Below are 20,753 nucleotides of genomic sequence, written 5' to 3'. Positions count from 1 at the left end.
GGGGAGGGGGGTAGGGGTTTGGTGGGGGAGGGGAGGGCGTGGTGGACGGCCAGGGCGGCGGCGAGGGTGAGGGGGACGTTGATCCAGAAGATGGCGTGCCATCCGCCCACTTCGACGCCCAGCAGCGAGGCGGCGGGGACGCCGGCGAGGAGGCCGCCGTACACGGGCCCGAGGGCGCTGCCGAGCTCCTGGGCGGCGCCGACGGCGCCGAGGGCCAGGGGGCGCTCCCGCTCGCCCCACAGGTCGCCGATGAGCGCCATCGTGATCGGCAGCAGCGCGCCCCCGGCGACGCCCTGGACGGTGCGGCCGGCCACCACCATCACCTCCCCGGACGCCAGCGCCGTCAGCACGGAGCCGGCCGCGAAGGCCGCCAGGCAGGCGTGGATGAGCGGCCGCCGCCCGAACCGGTCGGACAGCCGCCCCAGCAGCGGCATCGCCGCCACGTACCCGAGCAGGAACCCGGTGACCACCGGCGTGACCCGTTCGAGCCGGTTGAGCGGGATGCCGATGTCGGTGGCGATGTCGATGAGGACGGTCACGACCACGTACGCGTCGAGGGCGGCGAGCAGCACCACCGCCCCGCCCACGCCGAGGACGACCCGGCGGGCGCTCCTCATTCGGCGGACGGCGCCGACGACGACGATGACGGCGACGATGACGACGGCGGGGGCGTGATCGTCACCGGCGCGTCGTAGTCGGCGAACGAGACCGTCACCGTGCCCTCGCGCAGCTGCAGCAGCACCTTGGTGAGCCTGCTGCTGGCCCGGTCGACCCAGACGGTGCCGTTGACGCCCTCGGTGACGCCGGGCACCAGCGTGCTCAGCGCCTGCCCGGTGAAGGCGACGTCGACCCGGTAGGCGCCGTCATCCTCGGCCCGGACGAGCGGGTCGGCGGCGGTGGCGAGCAGCCCCGGGATGCCCTTGGCGGGGTCGAGGATGAGCGACGGGTCGTAGAGCTGGGCGAGCTGTTGCCGGGTCATCTCCTGGTAGCCGCCGGTCGGCCCCTTGAAGTGGACCTTGTCGCCGATGAGCATGAACGACACCTCCTGGAGGTTGCCGAACACCTCCAGCGTGATGGTCCCGTCGGCGTCGCCCTCGGCGGTGAGCCGCCCGTCGGCCTTCTTGACGGGCACGTTCGGCTTGCCCTCGGTGGCGATGGAGAACGCGGCGGATTTGACCGTCTTCATCGCCTCGGCGGCCTGGCGCATCAGGTCGGGCCCGGCGGGCAGCGCCGCGCCCTCGCCTGCGGAGGAGCAGGCCGCCAGGGCCACGACGGCCAGGGCCACCACGAGCAGCTTTCTCAACATGAGCGGATCGTAGCGAGCGGGACGGACACCCGGGCGGCCCCTGCGGTATCGACTGCGTGTCAGCGCAGTTTCTTCAGATGCTCCACGATGGGCCCGTAGGCGGCCTCCAGCTCCTTGAGCTGGTCGTCGGTGAGCCGGTCGACGAAGTGCTCGCGCACCCCGGCCACGTGGTCGGGCGCCACCCGCTGGATCGTCTCCCAGCCCTCGTCGGTCAGCACGGCGAACGTGCCCCGCCGGTCGTCGCGGCAGTCTTCGCGGGTGACCAGGCCCTTGGCCTCCATCCGGGAGATCTGGTGGGAGAGCCGGCTGCGGGACTGGATGGTCGCGTCGGCCAGGTCGCTCATCCGCATGCGTCGCGCGGGGCTCTCGGACAGGTTGACCAGGATCTCGTAGTCGTTGAGTGACAGGGCGTGTTCCTGAAGCTCCCGGTCCAGGCGGTGCATGAGCAGCTTGTGCAGGGCCAGGTGGGTTCGCCAGGCACGCTGCTCAGCGGGGGAAAGCCAGCGAGGCGCGCTCATGATCTCCAATCTAGCGCACGTAGAGTGACGAAGGTGGGGGAGAAGTCGGGAGAGAGCCTGGGCACCGTGCTGGTGGCCGGGGCGGCGAACCTCGCCATCGCGGTGGCCAAGCTGCTGGCGGGGATCGTCAGCGGGTCGGCGGCGATGCTGTCGGAGGCGGCGCACTCGGCGGCCGACACGGTGACGGAGGTGCTGCTGCTGGTCGCGGTCCGGCGTTCGGGCAAGCCGGCCGACCGGCGCCATCCGTTCGGATACGGCAAGGCGGGGTTCTTCTGGGCGATGATGGCGGCGTTCGCGACGCTGGCGGGTGGCGCCGGGTTCTCGATCACCCACGGCGTGCACGAGATCGTCCGCGGGGAGGAGCTGTCGGCGCTCACCCCGGCGTACGTGGTGCTGGCGGTCTCGTTCGTCATCGAGGGGGTGTCGTTCCTCAAGGCGTACGGGCAGCTGCGCGGCGAGGCGGGCCGGTGGCGGGTCAGCCCGCTGCGGCTGGCCAGGAAGACGTCCGACACGGCGCTGAAGGCGGTGCTGCTGGAGGACGGGGCGGCGCTGGCCGGGCTGGTCATCGCGGCGCTGGGGCTGCTCGGCTCGCAGCTCACCGGGTCGTCGCTGTGGGACGGCCTGGCGTCGGTCCTCATCGGCGTGCTGCTGCTGGTGGTCGCGCTCACGCTCATCCAGGCGAACCTGTCGCTGCTCATCGGCCAGGCGGCGCCGCGCCCGATCGAGACGGGGGTGCGCGCGGTGCTCCTCGTCCAGCCGGAGGTGGAGGACGTGGTCGAGCTGCTCACCATGGTCATCGGGCCGGGCCGGTTCCTGGTCGCGGCGAAGATCGACTTTCGGGACGAGGTGCGCGCCGGAGGTGTGGAGCGCGCCTGTGAGGAGGTGGACCGCAGGCTGCGCGAGCGCTTCCCCGGCATCGACCAGGTGTTCCTCGACCCCACCCCGCCCCGCCGCCGCTAGTCGAACGCCATGACGATCGCCACGCCGACGACGTGCATGACGACCACGGCGACGAGCAGCGACACGAACACGAACTTGGCCGGCCCGTGCTCGAACGTCCGGCCCTCTTCGAGGGGGCGCCGCTGGGTCATCCGGTCCGCGATGCGCTCCTCCAGGGGCTTCTTGTAGAACATGCGCCCACATTATCCGGACATTGGCAGGCGGGTGGCGGGCGAGTCGGTGATCACGGCCACCAGGACGTCCGGCTCCGCGCGCCATTCCAGCAGGTGGCGGCCCGTCCAGTCCGGTTCGGCCGTGGCCATCTCGGCGAGGGTCAGCTCGCCCCGCTTGATCAGCGCCTCCTTGCGCACCCAGTGGCGGATCAGGTCCTCGTTGCCGCGCGCCCCGGCCAGCTCGGCGGGGGTGAGCGCGATCGGGGCCAGCGTGCGGTCGAGCGGGCCTGGCGGCACCCGCTCGGCGTCCACGCCGACGCGGCCGGGGCCGGCCGCCGCGCACACGTAGCCGCGCGTGTGGCTGAGGCTCACGCCCAGTTCGGGGGCTTCGACCAGGTACGGCCTGCCGTGCCCCGGCCCGTGCACGTCGCAGTGCTGCGCCAGCGTCAGCTCGCCGGGATCGGCGCCCAGCACCCGGCCGGCGCAGAGCCGTACCAGCAGGTGGGCGGCGACGAACGCGATCCGGTCGGGGGCGAAGCGGAAGCGCGCGGCGCGATCGCGCTCGACGTCCGTCAGCCACTCCAGGGGTGCGCGCACCTCGTCGGGCGGGCAGCCCATCGCCGCCGCCAGGGCCGTCGCAGGAGTGATCGTCACTGGGTGGATCGTACCTCCCGCGCAGGGAATTTGAGGGGGATTTCACCGCCCGCCAACCCCTCCAAATACGGATAAATCCTAGGATTAAGTGATATTTCGGGATAAGTCGCGCACTGGGGGTGGCGGCATGGTCCAGCTCATCAAGCCGGAGCTCGACAGGCTCCGCGACCGCTGCGCCGGGCGGGTCGTCACCCGCCACGACACCGAGTACGACGTGCTGCGCTCGATCTGGAACGGCGCCGTCGACCGCCGCCCCGCCGTGATCGTCCGGTGCAGCGGCCCCGAGGACGTCTCGGCGGGCGTGCGCTTCGCCCGCGAGGAAGGGCTGGAGATCTCCGTACGCGGCGGCGGCCACGGCTTCGGCGGCTCGGCCGTCACCGACGGCGGCCTCATGCTCGACCTCAGCCCGCTGCGCCTCGTCGACGTCGACCCCGCCACCCGCAGCGCGGTCTGCTGCGGCGGCGCCACCTGGGCCGACGTCGACGCCGCCACCCAGGCCCACGGGCTGGCCACGCCGGGCGGCACGATCAGCCACACCGGCATCGGCGGCCTGACGCTCGGCGGCGGGTTCGGCTGGCTGACCCACAGGCACGGCCTGACGATCGACAACCTCGAGGCGGCCGACCTGGTGCTGGCCGGGGGCGAGCAGGTGCACGCCTCCGCCCGGGACCACCCGGACCTGTTCTGGGCCCTCCGGGGCGGCGGCGGCAACTTCGGCGTCGTCACCGCGTTCACCTACCGGCTGCACCCCGTCGGCCCGGCCGTGCACGTCGCCGTGCTGTTCTGGGAGGCCGAACGCGGCAGGCAGGCCGCCGAGGTCATCGACGCCGCCGCCACGGGCCTGCCGGACGACGCCGCCGTGCTGATCGGCTTCGGGATGAGCGCCCCGCCCGCCCCGTTCGTGCCCGAGGAGCACCGGCTGCGCCCAGGCCACGCGCTGATCGTCGCGGGGTTCTCCACGGCCGAGCGGCACGAGGCGGTGCTGGCCTCCATCCGGCGGGAGCTGGAGCCGCTGTTCGAGTTCGTCGCGCCGATGCCGTACACGCAACTGCAGTCGCTGCTCGACGAGAGCGCGCCGTGGGGCATCTCCGCCTACGAGAAGGCGCTCGACCTGCCCGGCCTCACGCCCGAGGCGATGACGGCGATCTGCGAGCAGGCGGCGGGCAAGTCCTCGCCGCTGTCGTTCCTGCCGACCTTCCGGCTCGACGGCGCCTTCGCCGCCAGGGACGACGACGCCACCGCGTTCAGCGGCAGCCGCGCGCCGCACTACACGATGTCCATCGCCGCGATCACGCCGTCGGCGGACGAACTGCCCGCCGAGCGGGAGTGGGCGCGCTCCGCCTGGGAGGCGCTGCTCCCGTACGCCGGGGGCACGGGCTCGTACGTGAACTTCATCGCCGACCGGGACGAGGAGCGGGTGCGCGCCTCGTACGGGGCGAAGTACGACCGGCTGGCGGCCGTCAAGGCCGCCTACGATCCCGACAACGTCTTCCACCTGAACGCCAACGTCAGGCCCCGGCCGGGGCGGGAGGAACCGCCCCGGCCGTGACCGTCATCGGGTGAGGCGGTAGCCGGGCAGCCCGGGGATCGGGCCGGTCGGCGGCCGGTGACGCAGGGCGGACATTTCGGCCGGCGGCACGGCCTGGCACCGCAGGCCCCGCTCCGGCGGGTCGACGGAGACCAGGTAGGCGTCGATCGCCCGCGTCGGGCAGTCGCCGCGGCCGTAGATGCCGTGACCCCAGCCCTCGTAGGTGATCAGCCGGGCCTCACGGCCGATCTGCCGCGCCGCGCTCACCGCCCACGGGTAGCCCGTGGCCGGATCGTGCAGGGCGTTGCCCAGCAGCAGCGGGGGTGTGCCGTCGACGCGCAGCCGATGCTGCGGGTTGGGGATCGGCGCCTCGGTGCCCAGGCACGCCGCGGTGATCGGATGCGCCGCCGCGCTGACCAGCATGTCCGGCGCGATGCGCGCGGACCTGCGCAGGTGCTGCTCGTAGGCGCGGTAGTCGCGGATGGGCAGCAGGTAGTCCTGGCAGAAGACGCGCGTCGGATCGTTGATCGCCTGCTCGGCGGACGAGGCCGACGAGGCGGTGGAGGGCGGGGTCAGGATCGGGCGGGCGGTCGCCGCGCCGCTCTCCAGCGCCACCAGGAACTCGGCCAACTCCTTGAACGCCGGGCCGTAGAACGCGCCGAACGCCTGCCCGATCAGGTCGAGCTTGCCCAGCTTGATCTCCGGGGAGCCCGGCAGGCTCAGCTCGCCGCGCTCCGCCCGCGCCAGCAGGTCCGCCCAGACGGTCCGCACGTCCCTGCCGTGCAGCGCGCACGTCCGGGTGCGCTCGCACCAGGCGACGAACTCGTCGAAGGAGTCCTGCGCGGTCCACGACTCGGTGTCGAGGAACGCCCGCGTGCCCAGGCTGTGGTCCATGTTGCTGTCGAGCGCCAGCGCGCGGATCCGGTGCGGGAACCGCTCGGCGTAGAGCTGGCCGATGAGCGTGCCGTAGGAGATGCCGTAGTAGGTGAGCTTGTCGTCGCCGAGCGCGGCGCGCAGGGCGTCGAGGTCGCGCACCACGCTGCCGGTGTCGACGTGGTCGAACAGCGGCCCGGTGCGGGCCCGGCAGTCGTCACGGTAGCTCCGGTTGTGCGCCAGCAGCGCGTCGAACCCGGCCTGGTCCTTGATCGACAGCGGGTCGGGCGCCTGGAGGGCCAGCTCCAGCGAGCACAGGACCGGATGGCTGCGCGCCACGCCGCGGGGGTCGAAGCCCACCACGTCGAAGCGGCTGGTGATCTCCGGGGTGAAGCCGAGGTAGCCGCCCACCACGGCGTCCACGCCGGAGCCGCCGGGGCCGCCCGGGTTGATGACGAGCGAGCCGATCCGGGCCGCCGGATCGCTCGCCTTGCGCCGGGCCAGCGCGAGCTCGAACGTCTCGCCGCGCGGCCTGCGCCAGTCGACGGGCACGGTCAGCGTGCCGCACTCGGCCGACGGGTCCTCGGCGCACGGAGCCCAGGAGATCGCGCCCGCGCTCGCCGTGGCCGGCGTCAGCGGCGCGATAAGGCTGAGGACGAGAGCGGGGAGGAGCGAGAGGATCAGGACAGGTCTTCGCACTGCGCGTCCAATCGTCGGGGATCCGATCATCGACCGGATCTTCCGACAAGACCATCCGACTGGAGGACGAAACGGATGTCATCCTCCAGGCCGACATCAGCGCAGCAGACCGGCCATCCAGTCCTCCACCTCGTCGGGGTGGCGGGGCAGCGCGCCGGACATCAGGCGGGCGCCGTCGGCCGTGATGACCAGGTCGTCCTCGATCCGCACGCCCAGGCCGCGGAACTCCTCCGGCAGGGTGAGATCGTCCGGCTGCAGGTACAGGCCGGGCTCGACGGTGAGCACCTGGCCCTCCTCCAGGACGCCGTCGAGATAGACCTCGGCGCGCGCCCTGGCGCAGTCGTGCACGTCCAGGCCGAGCATGTGGCCGCTGCTGCACAGCGTGTAGCGGCGGTACAGGCCCGTCTCCATGAGCGTGTCGGGCGACTCCTTGAGCAGGCCCCACTCGTTCAGCCCCTCGCAGATGACGCGCATGGCCGCCTGGTGGAAGTCGCGGAAGCGGGCGCCGGGCCGCAGCGTGGCGATCGCGGCTGCCTGCGCCTCGTACACCAGCTCGTACACCTGCCGCTGCACCGGCCCGAACCGGCCCGACAGCGGCAGCGTGCGGGTGACGTCGGCGGTGTAGAGCGTGTCGGACTCCACGCCCGCGTCGAGCAGCAGCAGGTGCGCCGGGTCGAGCGGGCCGTCGTTGCGGATCCAGTGCAGCACGCAGGCGTGCGCCCCCGAGGCCACGATGCTGTCGTAGCCGGTCGCGTTGCCCTCCAGCCGCGAGCGCAGCCCGAACACGCCCTCCAGATAGCGCTCGCCGCGCGGGTGGCCGAGCGCCGCGGGCAGGGCGCGCACCACGTCCTCGAAGCCGCGCGCGGTGGCGTCGACCGCCCCCTGCAGCTCGCCGACCTCCCACTCGTCCTTGATCAGCCGCATCTCCGACAGGAAGCCCTCGAACTCGGCGTCGCCGTCGCCGGGCGCCACCATCGCGTCCACCGCCGCGTCCACGCCGCGCAGCACCCGCGCCGAGCCCTTCAGGTCCAGCTCGCGGATGTGCGCGCAGTCCACCTGGTACAGCTCCGACGCCTCGGCCAGGTCCGGCCTGCGGCCCACCCAGAACTCGCCGTAGCGGCGGTCGCGGTAGAACTCCTCGCCCTCCTCGCGGGGCGAGCGCGGCCTGACGTACAGCCGCGCCTCGCCGGACGGCTCGATCACGAGCACGTCGTCGGGCTCGCCCGCGCCCGTCAGGTACGCGTACGCGCTGTGCGGGCGGAAGCGGTAGTCGCTGTCGTTGCTGCGGACCTTGAGCCGCCCCGACGGCACCACCAGCCGCTCCCCGGGGAACCGGCTCGCCAGCGCCGCCCGCCGCTTGGCCGCCCACGGCGCGACCGGCAGCGCCGTGACGTCCGTGCGCCGGGTGTCGGCCCACCCGGTCCGCATGAACGCGGCCAGCTCCCCGGTGATCGGCAGGTCGTGGCTCCCGGTGTTGAGCGGCTCGTTCATCAGGTGTCTCTCCGCAGGTGGATCGTGATTATCCCGGACTTTCGGTACGGCAGCTTACGTGACTCCTTGACGGGCTCCCACCCGGTTGCTTGCCTGGGACGACAAGCGCTTAACCGGGTGCCCGCCGGGGTAACTCAGAGCCGAGGTGGTGCAGATGCTCATCGGGACGATCCTGCGCGGCAAGGGAAGCGGCGTCACGACGGTGGCGCCGGAGGCCACCGTCCGCGACCTGCTGGACAAGCTCGCCGAGCACAACATCGGCGCCGTCGTGGTCTCCGCCGACGGCGTGACCATCGACGGCATCGTGTCCGAACGCGACGTGGTGCGCCGCCTGCACGACCGGGGCGCCGCCATCCTCGCCGAGCCGGTGTCGTCGATCATGACGGCCGAGGTGCGCACCGTCGCGCCCGGCGACCGGGTAGACGAGCTGCGCAAGATCATGACCACGCACCGGGTGCGGCACATGCCCGTGGTCGAGGACGGCCGCCTGGTCGGCATCGTCAGCATCGGCGACGTGGTCAAGAGCGCGATCGAGGAGCTGGAGACCGAGAAGGCGTCGCTGGTGGACTATCTTCACCGCTGACCGGGGTGGGACCCTGGTCGGGTGATGTACGGGCCTCCCGAATACCCTCGCGCGTCCAGCAGCCCGACGATCATCCTGCTGGTGTCGGGGATGACCGGTGTGCTGGGGTTCCTGATCGGCTTCTTCGCCGGGCTCGGCTCGGGGGAGACGGCCGCCCCGCCCGCGCCCCGGGTCACGGTGACGGTCGAGGGGCCGACGGCCGAGCCGGAGCCCGCCCCGACGGCCACCGGCCAGCCGCCGGGCACCGAGGCTCCCGGCACGGGCGCGCCCGCCACCGGGACGCCCGACATCGGCACGCCCGACATCGGCACGCCCGACATCGGCACGCCCGACACCGGCGCGCAGCCCCCGGGCACCGGCACGCCGCCCGTGACCGCCGGGCCCGGCGGCGGCAACGCCACGCTCCGCACCCTGGTCGTGGGCGTCGACATCCAGCCCGGCACCTACCGCACCACCGGCCCCGTCACCGCCTCCCAGAGCTGCTACTGGGCCCGGATGAAGGGCACCACCGCCTCGATCGCCGACGTGATCGACGCCGGCATGCCGACCGGCCCCGCCACCGTCACCATCCTCGCCACCGACAAGTCGTTCCAGACCGGCGGCTGCGCCGAGTGGACCAAGGCGTGAAGCAGGTGTTTGCGGAGGCCACACCGCACGTAGGAGGATTCCCTCAGCCCACCTAGGAGGATGACATGTCGGTGTTGCGGAGCTTCGTGGACAGCGTACGGAACGGCTCGATCGAGGTGATCGACCTGACCGCGCCCCTCTCCTCGGACACGCCGATCCTCCAGCTCCCCGAGCCGTTCGGCAACACGATCCCGTTCCGCCTGGAGGAGATCAGCCGCTACGACGACCGCGGCCCCGCCTGGTACTGGAACGACATCCACACGGGTGAGCACACCGGCACCCACTTCGACGCCCCCGTCCACTGGGTCACCGCCCGCGACGGCCAGGACGTGTCCCAGGTGCCCGTGACGAGCCTGCTCGCCCCCGCCGTCGTCCTCGACTTCGCCGCCGAGGCCGCCAAGGACCCCGACTTCCTCCTCCAGGTCGACCACGTCAAGGAATGGGAACGCGCCAACGGCCCGCTCCCCGACGGCGGCTGGCTCCTCTACCGCACCGGCTGGGACTCCCGCTCCGGCGACCAGGCCGCGTTCCTCAACGCCGACGAGACCGGCCCGCACACGCCCGGCATCTCCGTCGAGTGCGCCCGCTGGCTGGCCGAGGAGACGCCCGTGCTCGGGCTCGGCGTCGAGACCGTCGGCACCGACGCGGGCGCCGCCCACTCCTTCGACCCCGCCTTCCCGTGCCACTCCTACCTGCTCGGAGCCGGCAAGTACGGCCTCACCCAGCTCCGCAACCTCGACCGGCTCCCGGTGACCGGCGCCGTCGTCGTCGCGCCGCCGCTGCCCATCCTCGGCGGCTCCGGCAGCCCCGTACGCGTGCTCGCCCTCGTCGAGCGCGGCGGCGGCGAGGCCGGGCAGGCACGGTGACCGTCGCCGAGGCCGTCGGGCGGGCCCTGGCCGCCGCCGGGGCCCGCGTCGCGTTCGGGGTGGTCGGCAGCGGCAACTTCCACGTCACCAACGCCCTCGTACGGCACGGCGCGCGTTTCGTCGCGGCCCGCCACGAGGGCGGCGCGGCCACCATGGCCGACGCCTACGCCCGCACGAGCGGCCACGTCGGCGTCGTCACCGTCCACCAGGGGCCCGGGCTCACCAACGCGGTCACCGGCATCGCCGAGGCCGCCAAGAGCCGCACCCCGCTCGTCGTCCTGGCCGGCGAGGCCACCGACGCGCGCTCCAACTTCCACATCGACCAGGACGCCCTGGCCCGCTCCGTGGGCGCCGTCGCCCTGCGCGTCACGTCTCCGGCCACGGCCGTCGCCGAGGCCCTGGAGGCGTTCCGCCTGGCCCGCGACGACCGCCGCACCGTCCTGCTCAACCTTCCCCTGGACCTCCAGGCCGCCGGCGCCGCGGCCCGTACGGAGTCCACCCGCGACGAAGAAGTCCCGGACCGTGGGGTGGCGGGGGACGCCGCCCTGGAGGGGCCCGCCGCCGGCCGGGGGGACCTTCGCGCGAGGGTGGAGGAGTTCGCGCGGTTGTTGCGGGAGGCCCGGCGGCCGGTGTTCGTGGCGGGGCGCGGGGCCAGGCGGGCGCGGCCCGAGGTGGAGGAGCTGGCCGGGCGGGCCGGGGCGCTGCTGGCGACCTCGGCGGTCGCCCGGGGCCTGTTCCGGGGCAGCCCGTGGGACCTGGACGTGAGCGGCGGGTTCGCCACGCCGCTGGCCGCCGAGCTGATCCGCGACGCCGACCTGGTGGTGGGCTGGGGGTGCGCGCTGAACATGTGGACCACCCGCCACGGCGCGCTCATCGGCCCGGACGCCACGGTCGTGCAGGTGGACCTGGAGCCCGAGGCCGTCGGCAGGCACGTCCGCGCGGACCTGGGGGTCGTCGGGGACGTGGCCGTGGTGGCGCGCGCGGCCGGGGACGCCCTCGCGGCCGGGCAGCCGTCCGCGGGCTACCGGTCGGCGGACGTGGCGCGGCGGATCCGGGAGGAGGGCCGGTGGCGGGACGTGCCGTACCGGGACGAGAGCGGCGACGGCCGGATCGACCCGAGGACGCTCAGCATCGGCCTGGACGACCTGCTGCCCGCCGAGCGCACCGTGGTCCCCGATTCCGGAAATTTCATGGGATATCCGGCGATGTTCATGGATGTCCCCGACGAGGCCGGGTTCTGCTTCACCCAGGCGTTCCAGGCCGTCGGGCTGGGCCTGGCCGGCGCGATCGGCGCGGCCGTGGCACGCCCGGACCGGCTGACGGTGGCGGCGCTCGGCGACGGCGGCGCCTGGATGGGCGCGGCCGAGCTGGAGACCGTCGTGCGGCTCGGCCTGCCGATGGTGGTCGTGGTGTACGACGACGAGGCCTACGGCGCGGAGGTGCACCACTTCGGGCCGGGCGGCGACCCGCTCGACACCGTGCGGTTCCCGCCGGCCGACCTGGCGGCGGTGGCGCGCGGGCACGGGTTCGCGGCGGTGACCGTGGGCGCGGCGGCGGACCTGGCCGGGGTGGCCGACTGGCTCAAGGGGCCGCGCGACCGGCCGCTGCTGGTGCACGCCCAGGTCACCCGGGAGCGCGCCTCCTGGTGGCTGGAGGAGGCGTTCCGGGGCCACTAGAGCTTGCGCTGGGTGCGGGCCTCCTCGGCGGCCGACAGCACGGTGGCCAGCGGCGCGCCGCCGCCCGCCGCGACGGCGGCGGCGATCGCGCCCTCCACGAACGGCACGTCGGCCAGCACCACCCGGCCCGGCTCCACTAGCAGCCTGGCGGTCAGCACCGAGCTGCCGAGGTCCGGGATGAGCACCACGCCGTCGCCCTCGTCGACCTGCTCGACGGCCTGGTCGATGAGGTCCACGCTGGTGCCGGTGCGGCCGTCGCCGGTGCCGCCGCACGCGGCGACCCGCACCCGGTCGCCGGCGATGCACCGGGCCAGCGAGGCCACCTCGGCGGCCAGCCCGGCGCTGTGCGAGATGAGGATGAGCCCGACCATCAGGACGCCACCGCCGCCAGCGCCGCCATGATGATCGCCGCCGAGGCCGCCCCGGGGTCCTCGTGGCCGACGCTGCGCTCGCCGAGATAGCTGGCGCGGCCCCGGCGGGCCCGCAGCGGGATCGTCGCCCGCGACCCCTCCTCGGCCGCGCGGGCCGCCCGCTCGAACGCCTCCCGCGCCGCGATCTCCTCCTGTACGGCCCGCGTCAGCTCCCGGGAGGCGGGCACCAGCGCGTCCAGCATCGTCTTGTCGCCCTGCGCCGCCTTGCCCAGCCGCTCCACCGCCCGCACCCCCGACTCGAACGCCGCGGCGAACACGGCCAGCGTGACCGGCGAGTCCATGCTCTTGCCCATCTGCCGGAACGCCGACCCGTACAGGGGACCCGAGGCCCCGCCGACGCGGCGGATCAGGGTCGTGCCGGCGGACACCAGCGCCTGCACGGGCGTGGCGGGCGGCCACTCGGCGAACGCCTGCCGCACCTCGGTGAAGCCGCGGTCGAGGTTCGCGCCGTGGTCGGCGTCGCCGATGGCGGCGTCGAGCGCGGTCAGCCGGTCGCGCTGCAGCCGCACTAGCCGGCCCGCGTCCTCGAACCAGGCCAGGAAGAACGCCGTGTCCATCCCCTCGCCCGTCCCGCGGTCCATCAGCTCGCCCATCCCGCCCATCAGCGCCCCCAGCGCAGCCCCGGAGTCTCGACCGGTGCGTCCCAAAGGCGCGTCAGGTCGTCGTCGAGCCGGCACACGGTCACCGAGAAGCCCTGCATGTCCAGGCTCGTCACGTAGTTACCCACCAGCGAGCGCGTCACCCGTGCCCCCTTGCCCCGCACGAACGACTCCACCTCGGCGAAGACCACGTACAGCTCCATCAGCGGGGTCGAGCCCATGCCGTTGACCATGACGAGCAGGTCGCCGCGCAGCGGCAGGTCGCCGTGGATCGCCTCCATCGCGATCGCGGCCAGCTCGCGCGCCGACACCAGCGGGACGCGGGCGCGGCCGGGCTCGCCGTGGATGCCGATGCCGAGCTCCACCTCGTCGCCGGGCAGGTCGAAGGTGGGCTTGCCGGCGGCGGGGGAGGTGCAGGAGGTGAGCGCGATCCCGAACGAACGGCTCCGCCCGTCCACGTCGGCGGCCACCCGGGCCACCTCGGCCAGCGGCGCGCCCTCCTCGGCCAGCGCCCCGGCGATCTTCTCCACGAACACCGTGGCCCCGGTGCCGCGCCGCCCGGCGGTGTAGAGGGAGTCCTGCACGGCCACGTCGTCGTCGACGATCACCTTCGCCACCTCGACGCCCGCGCACAGCTCGGCGGCCATCTCGAAGTTGAGCACGTCGCCGGTGTAGTTCTTGACGACGTGGAGCACCCCGGCGCCGCCGTCGACGGCCCTGGTGGCGTCGAGGATCTGGTCGGGCACCGGCGAGGTGAAGACGTCGCCGGGGCAGGCGGCGTCCAGCATGCCGTGGCCGACGAAGCCGGCGTGCAGCGGCTCGTGGCCGGAGCCGCCGCCGGAGACCAGCGCCACCTTCCCCGGCCTCGGCGCGTCGGCCCGGTAGACCACGCGGTCGCGCACCCGCAGGGACGGGTGGGCCGCGGCCAGGCCGTTCAGCGCGTCCTCAACCACGGACTCGGCCGTGTTGATGAGCTTCTTCATGGTGAGAACATCTGCCCGTTATGACGCCCTGGCAAGCACCCCGGCGTGGAGGGCCGGCCGGGTAGGCTACCGTCTGCACATGGCTGAGATCGTGTACCCGCCGGTGATCGCCGCCGCGCGGACCCTCTTTCGCGTGCTCGACTACCGCTTCCACTTGGAGGGCACCGACAACGTGCCGCGTTCCGGCGGCGCGGTGCTGGTGAGCAACCACATCAGCTATCTGGACTTCATCTTCGCCGGGTTCGGCGCGCTGCCGTCCAAGCGGCTGGTGCGGTTCATGGCCAAGCAGGACGTGTTCGACCACCGGATCTCCGGGCCGCTGATGCGCGGCATGCACCACATCCCGGTCGACCGGGGGGCGGGCGCGGGCTCCTACGCGACGGCGCTGCGCATGCTGAAGGCCGGCGAGGTGGTGGGCGTGTTCGCCGAGGCCACGATCAGCCGGTCGTTCACCGTCAAGGAGATCAAGAACGGCGCGATCCGGATGGCGCAGGCGACCAAGGTCCCGGTGATCCCGGTGGCGCTGTGGGGCAGCCAGCGGCTGTGGACCAAGGGCAGGAAGAAGCAGCTCCTCCAGCGGCACGTGCCGATCACGATCCTGGTGGGCGAGCCGATGCACCCCAAGCGCGGCGAGGACGTCAACGAGCACGCGGCCGACCTGCGCGAGCGGCTGACGGCGCTGGTCGACCGGGCGCAGCGCACCTACCCGGAGATCCCGCCGGGCGTGTGGTGGCAGCCGGCGCACCTGGGCGGCACCGCGCCGACCCCGGAGGAGGCCGCCGCGATGGACGCCGCCGAGGCCGAGGCCAGGGCCGCCAAGCGGGAGGACTAGATCGCCGCCTGATAGCTGCTGGCGCGCATGCCCGCCAGCAGCCCCGCGGTCTGCTCCGGGGTGAAGCGGCGCACGGGGTCGTGGTGCAGCAGGCCCTCGATGAGCGGGCGCATCACGCCGGCCCGGCGCGGCGGCGGGAACCGGCCGCTGCGGGCCATGCCGAGCACGGTCGCGGCGTCCTGCCCCGGGTAGGGCGGCTGGCCCTCGATGGCGCTGTAGAGGGTGGCGCCGAACGACCACATGTCGGCCTCCTTGCTGGCCGGGCCGCCGTAGAGCCGCTCGGGGGCCATGAACGCGGGGGTGCCGCGCAGCCGCCGCGAGGTCGTCATGCGGATGTCACCCTCGGCGGTCGCTATGCCGAAGTCGCTCAGCACGACCCGCTCGCCCGTCAGCATGACGTTGGCGGGCTTGACGTCACGGTGCAGCACGCCGGCCTGGTGCGCGGTGCGCAGCGCGGCGAGCAGGTGCTGGCCGATGGCCGCCACCGACTGCGCCGGCAGCGTGCCGACCTGCGACAGGAGCTGGTGCAGCGACAGCCCGTCGAGGTACTCCATCACGATCCAGAGCTTGCCGCCCTCTTCCATGAGGTCGTGGACCGTGACGATGTTGGGGTGGCTGAGCCGGGCCGCCATCCTCGCCTCGCGAAGGACACGACGGCGCACCATCTCGGCCTCGCCGGCGAGCGTCAGCTCCTTGAGCGCCACCTCACGGTGCAGAAGCTGATCGAACGCGCGCCAGACGACGCCCATGCCCCCACGACCGGCCTCCTCGTTCAGGAGGTACCGTCCGCCGATCTCCCGCCGCATACCATCCCCTCTTTGACAGGGGTAATCATGTCATCTCTGCGCGCAGCTTTGGGTGCCTAACGTGATCTGGATATGTCGGGAATCGTAGCTTGGCTGGTCAACGGCGCGGAAATTCGCCCGCGAACGACACGCCAGAGCAGGCCGACGGCCACGAGCGACAGCACGACGGACCCGCCGAACACCGCGGGCAGCCCGGCCGCCTCGCCCAGGACGCCGCCGAGCGCGGCCCCGACGGGCATCCCGCCCATGCCGATCAGCCGGTAGGCGGCGTTCACCCGGCCCAGCAGCTCGGTGGGGATCAGCCGCTGCCGGGTGGAGATGACGAGCACGTTGGACACCGCGCTGGAGATGCCCCACAGCAGCGCCGTCGGGTAGAGCAGCCAGGTGACGGGCACGAACAGCGGCACCAGGTGCAGCAGGGTGTTGAGCAGCCACATGCCGATCAGCGTCCGGCCCTCGCCGAGCACCCCGGAGATCCGCTCCGACACCAGCGCCCCGGCCGCCGCCCCGGCGGCGAACACGGTCAGCATGAGCCCGTAGCCGCTCGGCTCCAGCCCGAACCGCGACTCCTCGCCGACCAGCCACAGCACGAACACCCCCCAGTAGGCGGCGGTGGCGAAGTTCAGCGTCCCGGCGGTCAGGGCCAGCGCCCGCAGGAACCGCTGCGACCACAGCCAGCGCAGCGCCTCGGCGATCTCCCCGGCCATGGGCCGCCGGGCGCCCGCCGGCTGGTAGGAGCCCCGCATGCCCAGCAGGAGCAGCCCGGCCGCGGCGTACAGGAGGCCGGGCCCGCCGAAGACGGCGGCGGGCAGGAGGGTGACGAGGACGCCCGCGAGCGGGGAGCCGGCGAACTCGTTGCCGATCATCTGGGCGCTCTGCAGCCGCCCGTTGGCCCGCGTGAGGGCCTGGGGCTCGACCGCCATCGGCAGCACGGACTGCGCGGAGGTGTCGGCGAGCACCTCGGCCACGCTCGCCAGCAGCACGGCGGCCAGCATGACCCACAGGTTCATCAGCCCGAGCACGGCCAGCGCGCCGGCGGCCACGAGCACGCCCGCGCGCAGCGCGTTCGCCGTCACCATGATCCGCCGCCGGTCCAGCCGGTCGGCCAGCGCCCCGGCGGGCAGCGCGAACAGCAGCCACGGCAGCGTGGTGGCCGCGCCGACGAGCGCCACCTGCGCGGGGGAGCGGGTGAACGACACCGCCAGCAGCGGCGCGCCCACCTTGAGCACGCCGTCGGCCAGGTTCGACAGCGTGGCCGACGACAACAGGAAGCCGAACGATCGATTCACCGGGGCACTCCGATAGTGTGTAAGGAAAAGTGTGCAAATGAACCTTTGCAAAGATAGGTGTGCACAGTGATGTCCCGCAAGAGCCCTTCCGCGCGGAAACTCGACGCGAGCGCGCTCAAGTCCTTCGCCCACCCGCTCCGCCTGCGCCTGTACGAGCTGCTGGACGAGCACGGCCCCTCCACCGCCACCCGGCTCGCCGCCCTCGTGACGCAGAACACCGGCGCCACCAGCTACCACCTGCGCGAGCTGGCCAGGCACGGGATGATCGAGATCGCCCCCGAGCTGGGCCGAGGCAAGGAGAAGTACTGGCGGGTGGTGCCCGGCGGCTTCTCCTACGGCGACCCGCCCGGCGACCCCGAGACGGCCGGCGCGCTGGAGTTCCTCCTCGACGACCTCGTCCGGCGGCGCGGCGCCGAGCTGGCCCGATGGCGCGAGGAGGAGCCGCGCACCCCCAAGGAGTGGGTAGAGGCCAGCGTCCTCGGCCGCCGCTCCCTGCGCCTGACCCCCGACGAGACCCGCGACCTGCGCGACGAGGTGTTCGAGGTGATGGAACGCTACCGGGCCCGCTCCGACAGCCGCTCCCACGACGCCCCCGGCACCGGGCACGTCGTCATCCACTTTGACGTCCTGCCCACAGGCATGACGGACTCCTAGGGGCCGCCCTCATCACTTCCGCGCATACCGGTGAACGCGCCGGGGACGGCCTGCGTACCTCCTGCCGACCAGCGAGAACCGGAAGGGGATGAGGGCACGTGCGACCCCGACGCGGCCATACCCTGCTCGCCGCCTGCTGTGCCGCCTGGTGTGCCGCCGCGCTGCTGACCGGCTGCGGCGGGCAGGCGGCCCTGCCCAGCGCCGACACGGCCCGGGTGGCGGACCTCCTGGAGACCGACATCCCGGAGGAGAGCCTGGCCCCGCCCGCCACCAGCCTCACCGACCCCACCGGCGCTCCCGCCCCCACCGGCGCTCCCACCGGCGCCCCCGCCGCCTCGCCCGCGCCCGGCCGGCGTGACGACCTCACCTGGCCCACCGAGTCCGGCCCGCTGTCGCCCGCCGACCGCGACCTGATCAAGAAGGTACGGCTGGCCACGCTCTGGGAGATGACGATCGCGCAGGAGGCCGTCCAGCGCGGCGCCAGCGGCAAGGTGCGCACGATCAGCGCCGAGATCGCCGAACAGCACCACGGGCTCGACGTCGAGGCCAGGGAGCTGGCCAAGCGGTTCGACATCCGGCTGCCGGTGGAGCCGACCGAGACGCAGCAGCGCTGGATGGCCGACATCTCCGGCAGGTCGGGCCGCGACTACGACGTCACGTTCGTGAAGTGGCTGCGGCTGGCGCACGGGCAGATCTTCGGGCTCATCGGCGCCGTACGCGGCAGCACCCAGAACACGCTCGTCCGCAAGTTCGCCGAGACCTGCAACGCGGCGGTGCTCAACCACCAGCGCCTGCTGGAGAGCACCGGCCTGACCGGCCCCGAGTCCTTCCCCAGCCCCCCGCCCGTCTGAACGGCCACCGCCCGCTCGATTGTGAGAGTAGACTCTCAATTAAGAGACTGCACTCACAAGGAGCTGTCATGACTGATCTGCCCACCCGCCGCACCCCTGGATGCCCGTTCGACCCGCCCGCCGCCCTCTCCGACCGGCCCGCCGTCGGCCCCCTCACCTTCCCCGACGGCCACCGGGGCTGGCTGGTGACCGCGTACGAGCCCGCCCGCGCCGTCCTGGCCGACCCGCGCTTCAGCGTGCGCGCCGACCTCAGGCACTCGCCGCTGCCCCGCCCCAACGTCCGGTCCCGGAGCGCCGACGGCACCGCCCCGCCCGGCTGGTTCGGCGGCATGGACCCGCCCGCCCACAGCCGCTACCGGCGACTGCTCGCCGGCAGCTTCACCGTCCAGCGGATGCGGCGCCTGGAGCCGCGCGTCGCCGAGATCGCCGCCCGCCGCCTCGACGCCATGGCCGCCGAAGGCCCGCCCGCCGACCTCGTCCAGGCGTACGCACTGCCGATCCCGTCCCTGGTCATCTGCGAGCTGCTCGGCGTCCCTTACGACGACCACGCCTTCTTCCAGGAGCACTCAGCCGTCGCCCTGGACCTGGCCAGCTCCGAGGAGCGGGCCACGGCGTCGGTCGGCGAGCTCGCCGGCTACCTGGCCGGGCTCGTCCGCCGCCACCGCGCCCGCCCCGGTGACGACCTGCTCGGCGAGCTCGTCACCCGGAGCGACCTGACCGGCGAGGAGCTCACCAACATCGCCCTGACGCTCCTGGTCGCCGGGCACGAGACCACCGCCGGCATGCTCGCCCTCGGCGTCTTCGCCCTCCTGCGGCACCCCGACCGGCTCGACGCGTTCCGCCGCGACCCGTCGCTCACCGAGACCGCCGTCGAGGAGCTGCTGCGCTACCTGACCGTGGTCCACCTGGGCGCCCCCGGCCGGGTGGCCCTGGAGGACGCCGAGGTGGGCGGCCGGACGGTCCGCGCGGGCGAGACCGTCGTGCTCGCCCTGCCCGCCGTCAACCGCGACCCGGCCCGCTTCCCCGACCCCGCCGTCCTGCGCCTGGACCGCGCCGAGGCCCGCCACCACCTGGCCTTCGGGCACGGCGTCCACCAGTGCCTGGGCCAGCAGCTCGCCCGCATCGAGATGCGCATCGGCTTCCGCGCGCTGTTCGACCGCTTCCCGGGGCTGCGCCTCGCGGTCGCGCCGGACGAGGTGCCGATGCGGGACACGGCGCTGGTGTACGGGGTGCGGCGGCTCCCGGTCGCCTGGTAGCCGCCGCCGGCCGCGGGGGCGCGACCTGAGGATGACCCCGGCGCGACCTGGTGACGATGTGCGCGGGGGCGGCGGGGCGGCACTCTGGGCCGGTGAACACCTCTCAACCAGGACACCGGCGTTCCGCCGTGCCCCTCGTGATCGTCGCCGCCTGGTCGGTGAGCTACCTGGTCCTCGGCCTCCTCTGGGCGTCCGGCGGGCCGGGATACCCCTTCGACGCGGGCGGGGAGGGCGTGGGCAACACGCTGCTCGACCCCCTCCCGGCGGCGGCCGGGGGCGGCGCGCTGGCGGGGGCGGCGCTCGTGGCGGGCGTCGTCGCCGCGCTCGCCGCCCGGGGGCCGCTCGCCCGGCCCGCCGCCGTCGTGGCCGTCGTGGCGGGCGCCGCGCTGGCGGTGCTCCTGCCCGACGTGCGCATCATGATGACCGCCGGCTACCTGCCGGTGATGCTCGTGGCCGTGCTCGCCGGGCAGGCCGAGTTCTCGCTGATCGTGTCCATGCTGACCTGGCCGACGGTCAACCTGCTGATCCTGATGGCGGCCGGCGTCGCCCTGATGGCGCTGGGAACGCGCACCCTGCTCGCGGGGGCCCAGCGCGCCGGCGGCGCGGATGGGGCGCTGCGGGCCGGGCGGTGGGCCGTCGCCGTCGCGGTCGCCGTCCCCGTCGTCTACGCGATCACCCGCGTCGGCTGGCTGCTCGGGATCCCCGTCGGCATCAGCGACGACTTCCTCGCGAGCATCGCCTCGATCACCCCGATCGGCGCGGGGCTCGCCACGCTCGGCCTGCTCGGCGCGGTCCTCACGCTCGGCCTGGTCCGGCCGTGGGGCGAGATCTGGCCGCGCTGGGTGCCGTTCCTGCGCGGCCGTCCGGTCCCGGCCCGCCTTCCCGCGTACGCGGCGCTGATCGTCGCCGTGCCCATCACGTCCGCCGGGCTGATGTACGTACGCAAGAAGCTCACGGGTGAGCAGGCCGGCCCGCCGGGAGCCGTCGACGAGCTGGGCGCCTGGCTGCCGGAGATGCTGTGGCCGCTGTGGGGCGCCGCCCTGGCCGTCGCCGGGCTCGCCTACCTGGCCCGGCGCCGCGACCCCGCCACCGCGATCCGGCCGCGCCGCCGACCATAAT

Annotated in this window: 23 protein-coding genes; 11 read left to right on the top strand and 12 right to left on the bottom strand. The window is 73.7% G+C overall.

The genetic code is table 11. From position 1 onward, the window contains the following. From KME80_RS38345 to KME80_RS38335, 3 genes are all read right to left on the bottom strand, one after another. On the bottom strand, positions 1-617 hold a 617-nt coding region (locus tag KME80_RS38345), incomplete at its 3' end, for an MFS transporter (protein ID WP_219513414.1). Continuing rightward, positions 614-1,306, bottom strand: coding sequence for an LppX_LprAFG lipoprotein (locus tag KME80_RS38340; RefSeq protein WP_219513412.1), 693 nt, complete (start codon positions 1,304-1,306; stop codon positions 614-616). The genes KME80_RS38340 and KME80_RS38345, both read right to left, overlap by 4 nt. 59 nt (positions 1,307-1,365) lie before the next feature. Continuing rightward, positions 1,366-1,824, bottom strand: a complete 459-nt coding sequence (locus tag KME80_RS38335; RefSeq protein WP_219513405.1) for a MarR family winged helix-turn-helix transcriptional regulator — start codon at positions 1,822-1,824, stop codon at positions 1,366-1,368. Between the two features lie 33 nt (positions 1,825-1,857). Here KME80_RS38335 and KME80_RS38330 point away from each other — a divergent pair, with 33 nt between their 5' ends. After that, complete coding sequence (locus KME80_RS38330; protein ID WP_308126099.1) at positions 1,858-2,784, top strand: cation diffusion facilitator family transporter; 927 nt, start codon at positions 1,858-1,860, stop codon at positions 2,782-2,784. Here KME80_RS38330 and KME80_RS38325 read toward each other — a convergent pair. Then, positions 2,781-2,957 carry a hypothetical protein gene (locus KME80_RS38325; RefSeq protein ID WP_219513382.1) on the bottom strand — a complete coding sequence of 59 codons (177 nt, stop codon included), beginning with the start codon at positions 2,955-2,957 and terminating at the stop codon, positions 2,781-2,783. The two genes, KME80_RS38330 and KME80_RS38325, sit on opposite strands and share 4 nt — an antisense overlap. Positions 2,958-2,966: 9 nt before the next feature. Next, a complete protein-coding gene (locus tag KME80_RS38320; protein ID WP_308126098.1) occupies positions 2,967-3,590 on the bottom strand; it encodes a 4'-phosphopantetheinyl transferase family protein in 624 nt (207 codons plus the stop codon). Positions 3,591-3,717: 127 nt separating this feature from the next. On the opposite strand from KME80_RS38320, the gene KME80_RS38315 reads away from it, so the two are divergent. Next, positions 3,718-5,139: an FAD-binding oxidoreductase gene (locus KME80_RS38315; RefSeq protein WP_219513370.1), complete on the top strand. Its 1,422-nt coding sequence runs from the start codon at positions 3,718-3,720 to the stop codon at positions 5,137-5,139. 3 nt (positions 5,140-5,142) lie between these two features. On the opposite strand, the gene KME80_RS38310 is transcribed toward KME80_RS38315, so the two are convergent. Both KME80_RS38310 and KME80_RS38305 read right to left on the bottom strand, forming a co-directional pair. Beyond that, positions 5,143-6,690, bottom strand: coding sequence for an alpha/beta fold hydrolase (locus KME80_RS38310; protein WP_219513368.1), 1,548 nt, complete (start codon positions 6,688-6,690; stop codon positions 5,143-5,145). Between the two features lie 96 nt (positions 6,691-6,786). Continuing rightward, a complete protein-coding gene (locus KME80_RS38305) occupies positions 6,787-8,181 on the bottom strand; it encodes an aminopeptidase P family protein (RefSeq protein WP_219513366.1) in 1,395 nt (464 codons plus the stop codon). A 154-nt stretch (positions 8,182-8,335) separates the two neighbouring features. On the opposite strand from KME80_RS38305, the gene KME80_RS38300 reads away from it, so the two are divergent. From KME80_RS38300 to KME80_RS52985, 4 genes are all read left to right on the top strand, one after another. Further along, positions 8,336-8,764, top strand: a complete 429-nt coding sequence (locus tag KME80_RS38300) for a CBS domain-containing protein (protein WP_219513364.1) — start codon at positions 8,336-8,338, stop codon at positions 8,762-8,764. Positions 8,765-8,854: 90 nt separating this feature from the next. Next, complete coding sequence (locus tag KME80_RS38295; protein WP_219513362.1) at positions 8,855-9,391, top strand: Rv1352/Rv1906c domain-containing protein; 537 nt, start codon at positions 8,855-8,857, stop codon at positions 9,389-9,391. A gap of 65 nt (positions 9,392-9,456) precedes the next feature. Continuing rightward, entirely contained in the window at positions 9,457-10,257 is an 801-nt protein-coding gene (locus KME80_RS38290; RefSeq protein ID WP_219513361.1) for a cyclase family protein, read from the top strand. Then, on the top strand, positions 10,254-11,933 hold the full coding sequence (locus tag KME80_RS52985) for a thiamine pyrophosphate-binding protein (RefSeq protein WP_219513357.1): 1,680 nt from the start codon (positions 10,254-10,256) through the stop codon (positions 11,931-11,933). Before KME80_RS38290 ends, KME80_RS52985 begins: the two co-directional genes overlap by 4 nt. Here KME80_RS52985 and dhaM read toward each other — a convergent pair. From dhaM to dhaK, 3 genes are read right to left on the bottom strand one after another with little or no spacing between them, the layout of a single operon-like run. Continuing rightward, positions 11,930-12,304, bottom strand: a complete 375-nt coding sequence (gene dhaM / locus KME80_RS38280; RefSeq protein WP_219513355.1) for a dihydroxyacetone kinase phosphoryl donor subunit DhaM — start codon at positions 12,302-12,304, stop codon at positions 11,930-11,932. The two genes, KME80_RS52985 and dhaM, sit on opposite strands and share 4 nt — an antisense overlap. Next, complete coding sequence (gene dhaL, locus KME80_RS38275; protein WP_246646437.1) at positions 12,304-12,957, bottom strand: dihydroxyacetone kinase subunit DhaL; 654 nt, start codon at positions 12,955-12,957, stop codon at positions 12,304-12,306. Before dhaL ends, dhaM begins: the two co-directional genes overlap by 1 nt. 8 nt (positions 12,958-12,965) lie before the next feature. Continuing rightward, complete coding sequence (dhaK, locus tag KME80_RS38270; protein ID WP_219513353.1) at positions 12,966-13,946, bottom strand: dihydroxyacetone kinase subunit DhaK; 981 nt, start codon at positions 13,944-13,946, stop codon at positions 12,966-12,968. A gap of 79 nt (positions 13,947-14,025) precedes the next feature. On the opposite strand from dhaK, the gene KME80_RS38265 reads away from it, so the two are divergent. Beyond that, positions 14,026-14,778 (top strand): lysophospholipid acyltransferase family protein, encoded by a 753-nt coding sequence (locus KME80_RS38265; protein ID WP_219513352.1) that lies wholly within the window; start codon positions 14,026-14,028, stop codon positions 14,776-14,778. On the opposite strand, the gene KME80_RS38260 is transcribed toward KME80_RS38265, so the two are convergent. Then, positions 14,775-15,584, bottom strand: coding sequence for a serine/threonine-protein kinase (locus tag KME80_RS38260; protein WP_219513351.1), 810 nt, complete (start codon positions 15,582-15,584; stop codon positions 14,775-14,777). The two genes, KME80_RS38265 and KME80_RS38260, sit on opposite strands and share 4 nt — an antisense overlap. A 56-nt stretch (positions 15,585-15,640) precedes the next feature. Next, entirely contained in the window at positions 15,641-16,873 is a 1,233-nt protein-coding gene (locus KME80_RS38255) for an MFS transporter (protein ID WP_219513350.1), read from the bottom strand. A gap of 69 nt (positions 16,874-16,942) precedes the next feature. On the opposite strand from KME80_RS38255, the gene KME80_RS38250 reads away from it, so the two are divergent. The 4 genes from KME80_RS38250 to KME80_RS38235 all read left to right on the top strand — a co-directional run bounded on the left by KME80_RS38250 (position 16,943) and on the right by KME80_RS38235 (position 20,752). Next, a complete protein-coding gene (locus KME80_RS38250) occupies positions 16,943-17,527 on the top strand; it encodes an ArsR/SmtB family transcription factor (protein ID WP_219513349.1) in 585 nt (194 codons plus the stop codon). Positions 17,528-17,625: 98 nt separating this feature from the next. Then, positions 17,626-18,378, top strand: coding sequence for a DUF4142 domain-containing protein (locus KME80_RS52980; RefSeq protein WP_219513347.1), 753 nt, complete (start codon positions 17,626-17,628; stop codon positions 18,376-18,378). A 68-nt stretch (positions 18,379-18,446) separates the two neighbouring features. Further along, positions 18,447-19,634, top strand: coding sequence for a cytochrome P450 (locus tag KME80_RS38240; RefSeq protein WP_219513339.1), 1,188 nt, complete (start codon positions 18,447-18,449; stop codon positions 19,632-19,634). 128 nt (positions 19,635-19,762) lie between these two features. Further along, a complete protein-coding gene (locus tag KME80_RS38235; RefSeq protein WP_219513323.1) occupies positions 19,763-20,752 on the top strand; it encodes a hypothetical protein in 990 nt (329 codons plus the stop codon). The last annotated feature ends 1 nt before the right edge of the window (position 20,753 follow it).

The sequence above is a fragment of the Nonomuraea ceibae genome (assembly GCF_019396325.1).
Lineage (GTDB): Bacteria > Actinomycetota > Actinomycetes > Streptosporangiales > Streptosporangiaceae > Nonomuraea > Nonomuraea ceibae.
The sequence above is the reverse complement of the archived record's forward strand: the minus strand, read 5'-3'. Positions and strand labels throughout refer to the sequence as shown.

Bases quoted from the DNA above. Each gene is read 5' to 3' on its own strand.
- dhaM (WP_219513355.1), bottom strand. From the start codon at position 12,304: ATGGTCGGGCTCATCCTCATCTCGCACAGCGCCGGGCTGGCCGCCGAG.
- KME80_RS38240 (WP_219513339.1), top strand. From the start codon at position 18,447: ATGACTGATCTGCCCACCCGCCGCACCCCTGGATGCCCGTTCGACCCG.
- KME80_RS38305 (WP_219513366.1), bottom strand. From the start codon at position 8,181: ATGAACGAGCCGCTCAACACCGGGAGCCACGACCTGCCGATCACCGGG.
- KME80_RS38335 (WP_219513405.1), bottom strand. From the start codon at position 1,824: ATGAGCGCGCCTCGCTGGCTTTCCCCCGCTGAGCAGCGTGCCTGGCGA.
- KME80_RS38315 (WP_219513370.1), top strand. From the start codon at position 3,718: ATGGTCCAGCTCATCAAGCCGGAGCTCGACAGGCTCCGCGACCGCTGC.
- KME80_RS38250 (WP_219513349.1), top strand. From the start codon at position 16,943: ATGTCCCGCAAGAGCCCTTCCGCGCGGAAACTCGACGCGAGCGCGCTC.
- KME80_RS38325 (WP_219513382.1), bottom strand. From the start codon at position 2,957: ATGTTCTACAAGAAGCCCCTGGAGGAGCGCATCGCGGACCGGATGACC.
- KME80_RS38290 (WP_219513361.1), top strand. From the start codon at position 9,457: ATGTCGGTGTTGCGGAGCTTCGTGGACAGCGTACGGAACGGCTCGATC.
- KME80_RS38300 (WP_219513364.1), top strand. From the start codon at position 8,336: ATGCTCATCGGGACGATCCTGCGCGGCAAGGGAAGCGGCGTCACGACG.
- KME80_RS38265 (WP_219513352.1), top strand. From the start codon at position 14,026: ATGGCTGAGATCGTGTACCCGCCGGTGATCGCCGCCGCGCGGACCCTC.
- dhaK (WP_219513353.1), bottom strand. From the start codon at position 13,946: ATGAAGAAGCTCATCAACACGGCCGAGTCCGTGGTTGAGGACGCGCTG.
- KME80_RS38340 (WP_219513412.1), bottom strand. From the start codon at position 1,306: ATGTTGAGAAAGCTGCTCGTGGTGGCCCTGGCCGTCGTGGCCCTGGCG.
- dhaL (WP_246646437.1), bottom strand. From the start codon at position 12,957: ATGGGCGAGCTGATGGACCGCGGGACGGGCGAGGGGATGGACACGGCG.
- KME80_RS38260 (WP_219513351.1), bottom strand. From the start codon at position 15,584: ATGCGGCGGGAGATCGGCGGACGGTACCTCCTGAACGAGGAGGCCGGT.
- KME80_RS38295 (WP_219513362.1), top strand. From the start codon at position 8,855: ATGACCGGTGTGCTGGGGTTCCTGATCGGCTTCTTCGCCGGGCTCGGC.